This window comes from Oleiphilus sp. HI0080 (assembly GCF_001635135.1).
The window spans coordinates 1-587 of the sequence record NZ_LWFU01001208.1; the positions used below are offsets into that span (position 1 = coordinate 1).

Genomic DNA, 587 nt, shown 5'->3' on the forward strand with positions numbered 1-587 from the left:
TATTAGCAGATTCAAGTTTTTTGAGCGCAATAAGCGTGTTGTGTTGTCTGTTGTGTGGGGTATTGTCTTGCGTATCCATAGCATCCATCTCTTACATTTCGTTACACAATCTTACTTAAGGTAATGTTGCATGTTATTTTGTTACGAATCTCGGGTGTGAGCGTGCTTTGTTAGAAGGTTTGCGCTTGTTTACATTTTGGTTCCTATCGTGGAAAGCGAATGTCGAAAAACTGGTTTGTCTACATGATCGAGACGAAGTGTGGTGCGCTTTACACAGGTATAACTACGGATGTAGAGAGGCGTTATGCCGAGCATCTCGCCGTCAAAGAAGGGGGGCGCCTTGGCGCAAAGTACTTTCGAGGTAGAGAACCAAAACGTGTCGTGCTTGTGGAGTCGTTTGACGATCGAAGCGCGGCATCCAAGCGGGAGTATGAGATCAAAGCCATGGCAAGAAAGCAAAAGTTGGCTTTGATCTCAGCAGGAAAGACTTAAGCGCGTCTCTTTTTAAAACTCTGCAGACCTAGTCCAGCCATGATTTGAGCGACCGCAGACCAAGCGCTGAGATTGGGTTTTGGCGCTTTCCCGTT

Annotated in this window: 1 protein-coding gene; it reads left to right on the forward strand. The window is 46.3% G+C overall.

Going from position 1 to position 587, the window contains the following annotated elements:
- Positions 1–219: 219 nt before the first annotated feature.
- Complete coding sequence (locus A3751_RS21195) at positions 220–492, forward strand: GIY-YIG nuclease family protein (RefSeq protein ID WP_068453837.1); 273 nt, start codon at positions 220–222, stop codon at positions 490–492.
- The last annotated feature ends 95 nt before the right edge of the window (positions 493–587 follow it).

Coding starts and splice junctions, on each gene's coding strand:
- A3751_RS21195 (WP_068453837.1), top strand. CDS start 220: ATGTCGAAAAACTGGTTTGTCTACATGATCGAGACGAAGTGTGGTGCG.